Annotated in this window: 9 protein-coding genes and 1 pseudogene; 7 read left to right on the forward strand and 3 right to left on the reverse strand. The window is 58.2% G+C overall.

Annotated elements, in window-relative coordinates; translation table 11 throughout:
* Positions 1-1,233, reverse strand: a complete 1,233-nt coding sequence (gene moeA / locus ACMWKA_RS01355) for a molybdopterin molybdotransferase MoeA (protein WP_414759924.1) — start codon at positions 1,231-1,233, stop codon at positions 1-3.
* Positions 1,234-1,422: 189 nt separating this feature from the next.
* On the opposite strand from moeA, the pseudogene iaaA reads away from it, so the two are divergent.
* The 5 genes and pseudogenes from iaaA (at position 1,423) to gsiD (ending at position 7,645) form a co-directional block, all read left to right on the forward strand.
* A pseudogene (iaaA, locus tag ACMWKA_RS01360) lies at positions 1,423-2,386 on the forward strand (beta-aspartyl-peptidase).
* Complete coding sequence (gsiA, locus tag ACMWKA_RS01365; protein WP_414759978.1) at positions 2,373-4,244, forward strand: glutathione ABC transporter ATP-binding protein GsiA; 1,872 nt, start codon at positions 2,373-2,375, stop codon at positions 4,242-4,244. Before iaaA ends, gsiA begins: the two are co-directional and overlap by 14 nt.
* A 23-nt stretch (positions 4,245-4,267) precedes the next feature.
* Positions 4,268-5,806, forward strand: a complete 1,539-nt coding sequence (gsiB, locus tag ACMWKA_RS01370; protein ID WP_045295697.1) for a glutathione ABC transporter substrate-binding protein GsiB — start codon at positions 4,268-4,270, stop codon at positions 5,804-5,806.
* A gap of 5 nt (positions 5,807-5,811) precedes the next feature.
* Positions 5,812-6,732, forward strand: coding sequence for a glutathione ABC transporter permease GsiC (gene gsiC / locus ACMWKA_RS01375; RefSeq protein ID WP_058684156.1), 921 nt, complete (start codon positions 5,812-5,814; stop codon positions 6,730-6,732).
* Between the two features lies 1 nt (position 6,733).
* Positions 6,734-7,645, forward strand: coding sequence for a glutathione ABC transporter permease GsiD (gene gsiD / locus ACMWKA_RS01380; RefSeq protein WP_029882874.1), 912 nt, complete (start codon positions 6,734-6,736; stop codon positions 7,643-7,645).
* 63 nt (positions 7,646-7,708) lie between these two features.
* Here the strand turns inward: gsiD and rimO are convergent, their stop codons facing one another.
* Positions 7,709-9,034: a 30S ribosomal protein S12 methylthiotransferase RimO gene (rimO, locus tag ACMWKA_RS01385; protein WP_013097432.1), complete on the reverse strand. Its 1,326-nt coding sequence runs from the start codon at positions 9,032-9,034 to the stop codon at positions 7,709-7,711.
* A gap of 216 nt (positions 9,035-9,250) precedes the next feature.
* Here rimO and bssR point away from each other — a divergent pair, with 216 nt between their 5' ends.
* Positions 9,251-9,634, forward strand: a complete 384-nt coding sequence (gene bssR / locus ACMWKA_RS01390; protein ID WP_013097430.1) for a biofilm formation regulator BssR — start codon at positions 9,251-9,253, stop codon at positions 9,632-9,634.
* 107 nt (positions 9,635-9,741) lie between these two features.
* Positions 9,742-10,860: a PQQ-dependent sugar dehydrogenase gene (locus ACMWKA_RS01395; protein WP_414759925.1), complete on the forward strand. Its 1,119-nt coding sequence runs from the start codon at positions 9,742-9,744 to the stop codon at positions 10,858-10,860.
* Here the strand turns inward: ACMWKA_RS01395 and ACMWKA_RS01400 are convergent, their stop codons facing one another.
* The gene (locus ACMWKA_RS01400) at positions 10,861-11,487 is read right to left on the reverse strand and encodes a glutathione S-transferase family protein (protein WP_013097428.1); all 627 of its coding nucleotides are present in this window, start codon (positions 11,485-11,487) and stop codon (positions 10,861-10,863) included.
* Between the last annotated feature and the right edge of the window lie 48 nt (positions 11,488-11,535).

Raw genomic sequence — 11,535 nt, forward strand, 5'->3', positions numbered from 1 at the left:
TCAGCCTCCGAACAGGTGGTTAAAGCGCTCCACCTCAACCCATTCGCCTGCTTCCACATTGCCACGCTCGCGCTCCAGCACGATAAAGCAGTTGCCCTGGCTGAAGGAGCTGAAAATGTGCGAGCCCTGATGGCCGGTGGTGCTCACCTCCAGCTCGCCCTCCGCATTGCGCGTCAGAATACCGCGCTGGAAATCAAGACGACCGGGGGATTTCTTAAGGCGCGTAGCGGCACGCACGCGCTGGCGTACCGGCAGCGGACTGGCACGGTTGCCCGAAAGCTTCGCCAGCAGCGGGATCACCAGCTGGTAGAAGGTCAGGGCGGCAGAGACCGGGTTACCCGGCAGGCCGCAGAACCAGCTGTGCTGAAGCTTGCCAAAAGCGAACGGTTTGCCCGGCTTGATGGCCAGCTTCCAGAAGGCGATTTCACCCAGCTCTTCCAGGATGGTTTTGGTGTAATCCGCTTCACCCACCGAAACACCGCCGGAGCTGATCACCACGTCGGCCGCGTTGTCTGCCTCAATAAAGGCGGCGCGCAGTTTTTCCGGGTCATCAGGAATAATGCCAAGGTTGATCACTTCACAGCCCAACTGCTCCAGCATCAGGTGTACCGCCAGACGGTTGGTGTCGTAAATCTGCCCGTCCTGCAGCGGCTGGCCCGGAAGCTGCAATTCATCACCGGTAGAAAAGAGCGCGACGCGCACCTGACGGATCACCTCAATGTCCGCGATACCGAGCGAGGCCAGCACCGGCAGTTCACCCACCGTCAGCTTCTGCCCCGCAGCGAATACCGTTGCGCCAAGAGCAATATCTTCGCCGGTGCGGCGGATGTTCTGGCCTGCTTTGACGCTGGCGGTAAAGCGCACGCCGTCAGCGGTCTGTTCGGTCTCTTCCTGCATCACCACCGCATCGCAGCCTGCGGGAACCGGCGCGCCGGTCATGATGCGTACGCAAGTGCCCACAGGCCATTCTCCGTCAAACGGTTGACCGGCGAAGGCTTTTCCTGTGACAGGCAGCGCCTGACCCGTCTGGAGATCCGCCAGGCGTACCGCGTAACCGTCCATCGCTGAGTTATCAAACCCCGGTACGTTAAGCGGGGAAATGATGTCGCGTGCGGCAATACGACCAAAACAGCGCGCCAGCGGCAGCGTCTCTACGTCGTGCAGCGGGGAAAGTCGGTCAAGCATCTGCGTGAGTGCCGTCTCAAGCGGCATCAGTCCGGCGGTAAAATCCATGGTGGGCTCCAGCACAGTAACAACGAAAGCGCTCATTATGGCAGAAAAGTGCGGCTAACTGTATGACCCACCATGAGTACCCTTTACATCGCAGTTGCGTCTTTCTATATTCAAAAATTATCTGAAGAATCATCAACGATAATGATATTTATAGAAAAAGCCGCCATGCAGGCTGACAGGTGAGGCGAAATGGTTAATGCGGTAATCGCAATTCATGGCGGCGCCGGGGCTATTACCCGTGCACAGCTCAGTCCTGAGCAGGAGAAGCGCTACATTGATGCGCTCTACGCCATTGTCGAAACGGGCCAGCGAATGCTGGAGGCGGGCGAAAGCGCGCTGGATGTGGTGACCGAAGCGGTACGTCTGCTGGAAGAGTGTCCGCTGTTCAATGCGGGGATAGGTTCCGTGTATACGCGTGACGAGACGCACGAGCTGGATGCCTGCGTGATGGATGGCGTCACCCTGAAAGCAGGGGCCGTGGCGGGCGTGAGCCATTTGCGCAACCCGATTCTGGCGGCGCGACTGGTGATGGAAGAGAGTCCTCATGTGCTGCTGACGGGCGTCGGGGCGGAGAACTTTGCCTTCGCACACGGGATGGAGCGGGTATCGCCGGATCTTTTTTCCACTGACGAGCGCTACCAGCAGCTACTGGCAGCCCGTACGGCGGGCATGACCCAGCTGGACCACTCCTCACCGCTCAATGAAACCACCAAAATGGGCACGGTTGGCGCGGTGGCGCTTGATAAGGCCGGTAATCTGGCGGCGGCCACCTCAACCGGCGGTATGACCAACAAGCTACCTGGCCGGGTTGGCGACAGTCCGCTGCCGGGCGCCGGGTGCTATGCCAATAACGCCACGGCGGCGGTCTCCTGCACCGGAACCGGCGAAGTGTTTATTCGCGCGCTCGCCGCATACGACATTACCGCCCTGATGGATTACGGCGGGCTCAGCCTGAGTGAAGCCTGCGAGCGTGTGGTAATGGAAAAGTTGCCCGCGCTGGGCGGTGAGGGTGGACTCATTGCGGTGGACCGTGAGGGTAACGTAGCCCTGCCGTTCAACAGCGAAGGGATGTACCGCGCCTGGGGCTATGCCGGTGATGAACCCAGCACCGGGATCTATCGTGAATAAGGGGGCAACGCGTGCCGCACAGTGAAGAGCTGGATAACCGCGAAGTGCTGGCTGTCCATCAGCTGAATATTGCGTTTCAGGAGGAGCGGCAGTTCATCCCCGCAGTAGAGAATTTATCCTTCTCACTCAACCGCGGCGAAACGCTGGCGATTGTGGGGGAGTCCGGCTCCGGGAAATCGGTCACCGCGCTGGCGCTGATGCGCCTGCTGGAACAGACGGGCGGGCAAATCAGCAGCGAGAAGATGCTTCTGCGCCGTCGCAATCGTCAGGTCATTGATTTAAACGAGCTGAGCGCAGCACAGATGCAGGGCGTGCGCGGGGCGGATATCGCGATGATCTTCCAGGAGCCGATGACCTCGCTGAACCCGGGCTTCCCGGTTGGAGAGCAAATTGCCGAATCCATCCGCCTGCATCAGGGGCTGAGCGGCGATGAAGCCCTTCTGGAAGCCAAACGGATGCTGGAGCTGGTACGTATCCCGGAGTCGCAGTCCATACTGGGCCGCTATCCGCATCAGCTCTCTGGCGGGATGCGTCAGCGGGTGATGATTGCCATGGCGCTCTCGTGCCGTCCGGCGGTATTGATTGCGGACGAGCCGACGACGGCGCTGGATGTCACCATTCAGGCGCAGATCCTGCAGCTTATCAAAGTGCTGCAGCAGGAGATGGAGATGGGGGTGATGTTTATCACCCACGATATGGGCGTGGTTGCGGATATTGCCGATCGCGTGCTGGTGATGCACCAGGGCAGGGCGGTAGAAACCGGCACGGTAGAGCAGATTTTCCATGCGCCCGCCCACCCATACACCAAAGCGCTGCTGGCGGCGGTTCCGCGTCTGGGAGCGATGAACGGCAGCGATCTTCCGCGCCGTTTCCCGCTGATTTCCCTTGAGGCGGCGGGCCGCCAGGAAGAGGAAACCGAGCAGGACACCGTGGTCCCCGGCAAGCCCATTCTGGAGGTGCGGGATCTGGTGACCCGTTTTCCTCTGCGCAGCGGCATTTTCAACCGCGTAAAGCGTGAAGTGCACGCGGTTGAAAACGTCAGTTTTGATTTGTGGCCAGGCGAAACGCTGGCGCTGGTGGGGGAGTCGGGCTGCGGCAAATCCACCACCGGACGCGCGTTACTTCGGCTGGTGGAGTCGCAGGAAGGGAGCATTACCTTTAACGGCGAACGTATCGACACCCTTCCTGACAGTAAGCTTCAGGCGGTGAGGCGGAATATCCAGTTTATTTTTCAGGATCCGTATGCGTCTCTGGACCCGCGCCATACGGTGGGGTATTCGATTATGGAGCCGCTGCGGGTGCATAACCTGCTCGACGGCGAAGCCGCACAGCGTCGGGTGGCGTGGCTGCTGGAACGCGTGGGTCTGAAGCCGGAACATGCCTGGCGTTACCCGCATGAGTTTTCCGGCGGTCAGCGGCAGCGAATTTGTATTGCCCGCGCGCTGGCCCTGAACCCAAAAGTGGTGATCGCAGACGAATCTGTCTCGGCGCTGGATGTCTCTATCCGCGCGCAAATCATCAATTTATTGCTCGACTTACAGCGGGAGCTGGGGATTGCCTTTCTCTTTATTTCCCACGACATGGCGGTGGTGGAGCGCATCAGCCATCGCGTGGCGGTGATGTATCTGGGGCAAATCGTCGAGATTGGTCCGCGGCGGGCGGTGTTTGAGAACCCGCAGCACCCGTACACCCGTAAGCTGATGTCTGCAGTACCGGTTGCCGATCCCGAACACCGTCACGGGCAGCGCGTGCTGCTGCAGGATGAGATGCCGAGCAATATTCGTAAACGGGGTGAGGTCATGGAGCGGGTCACGCTGCGTGAAGTGGGCCCCGGACATTTTGTTGCCCCTCCGCGTCAGGACAATGCATTTTCGCGGTTATAACGTACAACAGGCAGGAGAACACAATGGTTAAATTTGTTGCTCGTACATGGCTGTTAGCCGCGAGCGTGACGGCAGCCCTGGCCGCCTCTCCCGCGTTCGCTGCCAAAGATGTGGTGGTTGCCGTCGGCTCCAATTTCACCACCCTCGATCCCTATGACGCCAACGATACGCTCTCGCAGGCGGTCGCCAAATCGTTCTACCAGGGGCTGTTTGGCCTGGACAGAGAGATGAAGCTGAAAAATGTGCTGGCAGAGGGGTACACCGTCTCGGATGATGGGCTGGTCTATACCATTAAGCTCAGAACCGGCGTGAAGTTCCAGGATGGCACCGATTTCAACGCGGAGGCGGTGAAGGTTAACCTCGACCGCGCCAGCAACCCGGAAAACAGCCTCAAGCGCTATAACCTCTATAAAAATATCGCCAGCACCGAGGCGGTCGATCCGACAACGGTAAAAATTACCCTGAAAGAGCCGTTCTCGGCCTTTATTAATATTCTGGCGCATCCGGCGACGGCGATGATCTCCCCTGCCGCGCTAAAAAAATACGGGAAAGATATTGGGTTCCATCCGGTCGGTACCGGCCCGTATGAGCTGGTGACCTGGAACCAGACGGACTTTGTAAAGGTGAAGAAATTCGCCGGCTACTGGCAGCAGGGGCTGCCGAAGCTCGACACCATCACCTGGCGCCCGGTGGTGGATAACAACACCCGCGCGGCGATGCTGCAAACCGGCGAAGCGCAGTTTGCCTTCCCGATCCCGTACGAGCAGGCGGCGATCCTGCAGAAGAACAGCAAGCTGGAGCTGGTGGCCAGTCCGTCCATTATGCAGCGTTACATCAGCATGAACGTGACGCAAAAGCCGTTTGATAATCCCAAAGTGCGCGAGGCCATCAACTACGCGATTAACCGTCAGGCGCTGGTAAAAGTGGCCTTCGCGGGCTTCGCCACCCCGGCCACCGGCGTGCTGCCACCGGCTATTGCCTATGCGCAAAGCTATCAGCCGTGGCCATACGATCCGGCGAAAGCCCGTGAACTGTTAAAAGAGGCGGGCTTCCCGAACGGCTTTAGCACCACGCTATGGTCATCCCATAATCACAGTACCGCGCAGAAGGTGCTGCAGTTTACCCAGCAGCAGCTGGCGCAGGTCGGTATTAAGGTGCAGGTCACCGCGATGGATGCCGGGCAGCGTGCAGCAGAAGTGGAAGGGAAAGGGCAGAAAGAGAGCGGCGTGCGGATGTTCTACACCGGCTGGTCGGCCTCTACCGGTGAGGCTGACTGGGCGCTGTCGCCGCTGTTCGCCTCACAGAACTGGCCGCCGACCCTGTTCAACACGGCATTCTACAGCAACCCACAGGTGGATAAAGATCTTGCCGATGCGCTGAAAACCACCAAACCGGATGAGAAAGCGCGCCTCTACAAAGACGCACAGGATATCATCTGGAAAGAGTCGCCGTGGGTACCGCTCGTGGTGGAAAAACTGGTTTCGGCGCATAACAAAGCGTTGACCGGGTTTTACATCATGCCGGATACGGGCTTTAGCTTTGACGATGCGGATTTAAAATAACACTCATGCTCAATTATGTTTGTAAACGCCTGCTGGGGCTTATCCCGACGCTGCTGATTGTGGCGGTACTGGTGTTTTTGTTTGTCCATCTGCTGCCGGGCGATCCGGCGCGTCTGGTGGCCGGGCCAGAGGCGGATGCCACCGTCATTGAACTGGTGCGCAAACAGCTTGGTCTCGACCAGCCTCTGTACATGCAGTTTCTCCATTATATTTGCAACGTGCTGCAGGGCGATTTTGGTATCTCGATGGTGTCGCGTCGCCCGGTATCGGAAGAGATTGCCAGCCGCTTTATGCCTACGTTCTGGTTAACGATTGCCAGCATGTGCTGGGCGATGGTGTTTGGGCTTGGCGCCGGGATTGTCGCTGCCGTCTGGCGCAACCGCTGGCCGGACAAGGTCGGCATGGCGCTGGCGGTGACCGGGATCTCTTTCCCGGCTTTTGCGCTGGGGATGCTCCTGATGCAGATTTTCTCCGTGGAACTGGGCTGGTTGCCCACCGTCGGGGCCGATACCTGGAAGCACTACATCCTGCCGTCCATGACGCTGGGCGCGGCCGTCTCCGCGGTGATGGCGCGCTTCACTCGCGCGTCGTTCGTTGACGTGTTGAGTGAAGATTATATCCGTACCGCACGGGCGAAAGGGGTGAGCGAGAAGTGGGTCATCCTCAAGCACGGTTTTCGCAACGCGATGATCCCGGTGTTGACCATGATGGGGCTGCAGTTCGGCTTCCTGCTGGGGGGCTCTATCGTGGTGGAAAAGGTCTTCAACTGGCCGGGGCTGGGGCGCCTGCTGGTGGATTCGGTCGAGATGCGCGACTATCCGGTCATTCAGGCGGAAGTTCTGCTCTTCTCGCTGGAATTTATTCTTATCAATTTAGTGGTGGATGTGCTGTACGCCGCCATTAATCCGGCCATCAGGTATAAGTAAGATGCGATTGTTGAACTGGCGTCGTCAGGCCATTGTAAACGCTATGCCGGGGCTGAAGCCGGACCATATCCGCACCCCATGGTTTGAATTCTGGCGGCGCTTTCGTCGCCAGCCTGTTGCCATGACGGCGGGGCTGTTTGTACTGCTACTGATTGTGGTGGCCGCCATTGCGCCGTGGGTGGCACCGTATGATGCGGAAAACTACTTTGATTACGACCGTCTGAATGACGGACCGTCGATGATGCACTGGTTCGGCGTGGACTCTCTGGGGCGCGATATTTTTAGCCGCGTGCTGATGGGCGCGCAGATATCGCTCGCCGCCGGGGTGTTTGCGGTGCTTATCGGTGCGGTCATTGGTACCGTTCTGGGCCTGGTGGCAGGGTATTACGAGGGCTGGTGGGACCGGATCATTATGCGCATTTGCGACGTGCTGTTTGCCTTCCCCGGCATTTTGCTGGCAATTGCGGTTGTCGCCATTATGGGTAGCGGCATGGCGAATGTCATCATCGCCGTCGCGGTCTTTTCGATCCCGGCGTTTGCCCGCCTGGTGCGCGGCAATACGCTGGTACTGAAGCAGCAGACCTTTATTGAATCCGCCCGCAGTATGGGGGCCAGCGACGCCAACATCCTGTTCAGCCATATTTTGCCGGGTACGGTGTCGTCGATTGTTGTCTATTTTACGATGCGTATTGGCGTGTCGATAATTTCCGCCGCCAGCCTGTCGTTTCTGGGATTAGGGGCCCAGCCACCGACGCCGGAGTGGGGCGCGATGCTCAACGAGGCGAGGGCAGATATGGTGATTGCGCCGCATGTGGCGATATTCCCGAGTCTGGCGATTTTCCTGACCGTGCTGGCGTTCAACCTGCTGGGGGATGGGCTGCGCGATGCGCTGGATCCGAGGATTAAGGGGTAGGGCAGTGGAATGTGCCGGGTGGCGGCTACGCCTTACCCGGCCTACAAAACAGGCGCTGGGTGTTTAAACCCGGCTACCCCACAGGTCATACTCGTCGGCGTTTTCCACTTTCACGCGAATGATGTCACCCGGCTTGACGTTGGTTTCCCCGTTCAGGTACACCGCGCCGTCGATTTCAGGGGCATCCGCCATGCTGCGGCCAATCGCGCCTTCTTCGTCAACTTCGTCGATGATGACCATAATTTCGCGACCCACTTTCTCCTGCAGACGTTCAGCAGAGATCTGCTGTTGCAGCTGCATGAAGCGGTTCCAGCGCTCTTCTTTTACCTCTTCCGGCACCTGATCCGCCAGCTCGTTAGCGGTTGCGCCTTCAACCGGGCTGTACTTGAAGCAGCCTACGCGGTCCAGACGCGCCTCTTTCAGGAAGTCGAGCAGCATCTGGAAGTCTTCTTCGGTTTCACCCGGGAAGCCAACGATGAAGGTCGAACGCAGGGTCAGGTCCGGGCAGATTTCACGCCACTGCTTGATGCGCGCCAGCTGGCGGTCAACGGAGCCTGGGCGTTTCATCAGCTTCAGGATACGCGGGCTGGCGTGCTGCAGCGGGATATCCAGGTACGGCAGGATTTTGCCTTCGGCCATCAGCGGGATGACGTCGTCAACGTGCGGATAAGGGTAAACGTAGTGCAGACGCGTCCAGATGCCCAGTTTAGCGAGCTGTTCGCACAGGCCGACCATGCTGGTTTTCACCGGCTCGCCGTTGTGGAAACCGGAACGGTGCTTCACATCCACGCCGTAGGCGGAGGTATCCTGGGAGATCACCAGCAGCTCCTTCACGCCCGCATCGGCCAGACGTTTGGCTTCTGCCAGCACTTCGCCAATCGGGCGGCTCACCAGATCGCCACGCATGGACGGGATAATGCAGAAGGTGCAGCGATGGTTGCAGCCTTCGGAAATTTTCAGGTAAGCGTAGTGACGCGGCGTCAGCTTCACCCCCTGTTCCGGCACCAGGCTCAGGAACGGGTTGTGCTTAGGCTTGGGTACGTAGTGATGAACATGTTCCAGCACCTGCTCGTAGCTGTGTGGACCGGTGATCTCCAGCACCTTCGGGTGCACTTCACGGATCTGGTCCTCTTTTGCGCCCAGGCAGCCGGTCACAATCACTTTGCCGTTTTCCGTCAGGGCTTCACCAATGGCTTCCAGGGATTCCTGAACCGCGCTGTCGATAAACCCGCAGGTGTTCACGATCACCATGTCGGCGTTGTCGTAGCTTGGCACCACGTCGTAGCCCTCGGTGCGAAGTTCGGTCAGGATGCGTTCAGAATCCACCAGGTTTTTCGGGCAGCCCAGGGAGACAAAGCCGATTTTCGGCGGGTGCGTAACATTGCTCATAGGTTAAAAATTCATCAATTATGGAGTTATCAGGGCGGGATTTTACAGCGTATCGCGGGGGATTTATACACTCTTTGCAGTGCAGATGATGCCCGCGCAGGTTGTAACATTGTAAAGAATGTTAATCAGTTAAGAATAATTGATCTCAGGCATTAAACTGTACAAAAAATAACCTTATTCTGACTGTGCACAGGGGCTGACAGAGGAGGAATGAGCATGTCCGTTGACAGACTGAAACGCGATCTGCTGAACAAGCTGATCAACGCCCGAATCGACCTTGCCGCATATCTGCAGCTGAGGAAGGCGAAAGGGTATATGTCAGTCAGCGAAAGCGAACATCTGCGTGATAATTTCTTTGAACTTTGCAATTTCATGCGTGAAAAAGCACCCATCCTGAAAGCGGAATACGCCGAAAGCGAATGTATTGCGCTGCGCCGCGCCGCCGAGGTGCTCTCCATTGCCGGGGTTTGTCTGATGAACGGACGCCATGACTGCCCGACTTTTATCGCAGTAAACGCGGAGAAGCTTGAAAACTGCCTGACAACGCTCTCTCTATGCATCATGTGTCTGAACGAGCACGCGAAGCTTGAACAGCACTGATTCCGGGGGGAGGCAACTCCCCCTTCTGATTAAGCTTTTGTAAAAGTGATAACGCGCCCGGACGTAGTGGCTAATCTTTATGCCATATGCCGATAAAGGAGCGCGTTATGCACCGATCCTCGCTGATTTTCCTGCCTGCGTTGTTATTTCCGTTTTCGCTCCTTGCTGCGCCTGATGCGGTTAAGGTTGAGGTATTGCAGAACAAACTCGAACACCCCTGGTCGCTGGCGTTCCTGCCGGATAATAAAGGGCTGCTCGTGACGTTGAAGGGCGGCCAGTTGAAACACTGGCAGGCCGGGAAAGGGCTGTCAGACCCGATAACAGGGGGGCCCAAAGTCTGGGACAACGGACAGGGAGGACTGCTGGACGTGGTGCTGGCGCCGGATTTTGCCACCTCGCGCCGCGTCTGGCTGAGCTACGCCGAGGCAGGCGCTGACGGCAAAGCCGGAACGGCAGTGGGTTATGGGCGCTTAAGCGACGATCTTTCCCGCCTTGAGGCGTTCCAGGTGGTGTTCCGTCAGATGCCGAAACTCTCCACCGGTCACCACTTTGGCGGAAGGCTGGTATTTGATGGCAAAGGCTATCTGTTTATTGCGCTGGGCGAAAACAACCAGCGCCCGACGGCGCAGGATCTGGATAAACTCCAGGGGAAAGTGGTGCGCCTGACGGAGGATGGCAAAGTCCCGCCGGATAACCCCTTTGTGAACACCGCCGGTGCGCGGCCGGAAATCTGGTCTTATGGCATTCGTAACCCGCAAGGGATGGCGATGAACCCGTGGAGCGACACGCTGTGGCTTAATGAACACGGCCCGCGTGGCGGGGATGAGATCAACATCCCGGAGAAAGGGAAAAACTATGGCTGGCCGCTGGCGACCCACGGTATCAACTACAGCGGATTGAAAATTCCTGAGGCGAAAGGTGAACACGTTGAAGGAACCGAAAAACCGCTGTTTGTCTGGAAAGTCTCACCCGCCGTGAGCGGAATGGCGTTTTATAACAGTGACGTGTTCCCGCAGTGGAAAAACAAGCTGTTTATCGGGGCGCTGAAAGAGAAGGATGTGATCGTGCTGAGTGTGAACGGCAACACGGTGACCGAGGACGGACGGATCCTGGGCGACCGGAAACAGCGCATCCGCGATGTGCGCGTCGGTCCGGACGGCTATCTGTATGTTCTGACCGATGAAACGGACGGGCAGTTGCTGAAAGTCAGCCCGTCCGGGAGGTGATCAGCTTACCGGAATCATCACCACGTTACGGTAGGCCGGGCGTTCGCTCAGCTGTTTAAGCCAGCGCGCCAGGTGAGGGCGCGGCGTCCACGTCAGACCGAGGTTGGTCAGGTTCCAGACAAATGGCGCAACGGCAATATCGCCCACGCCGAAGTCGGCACCCGAGAACCAGGCGTGTTTCGCCAGCTCATCGTCCATCATCGCAAACAGATTTTCACAGGCGTCCTGCGCCGCATGAATGGCGGGATAGTCGCGCTCGGCTTCGGGGGTTCTGACCAGCCCCATCAGGATCACGCGGTGCGTGGGGGAGAGCGTCTGGTTGGCCCAGTCCATCCATTTTTCTCCCTGCGCGCGGCGGGCCGGATTTTCTACCCACAGACGGCCTTGTCCATACTGGGCGGCCAGGTAGCGGACAATGGTGTTGGATTCCCACAGCGTGGCGTCCGTCTCATCATCGCGCAGCAGCGGCACCAGGCCGTTCGGGTTCATCGCCAGGTAGTCGGCGTCTTTATTAACCCCATACTGCAAACCCGCCATTATCTGGTTAAACGGTAAATCCAGCTCCTCCAGCGTCCAGAGCACTTTTTTGACGTTGGTCGAATTATTCCTTCCCCACAGCGTAATCATAATTACTCCCGATAAGATGTGAATCCGAGTCAGCTTTTCGCCATGGTG

Source organism: Enterobacter sp. 03-F-07-AD-ECC (assembly GCF_047530935.1).
GTDB classification, from domain to species: Bacteria; Pseudomonadota; Gammaproteobacteria; order Enterobacterales; family Enterobacteriaceae; genus Enterobacter; species Enterobacter cloacae.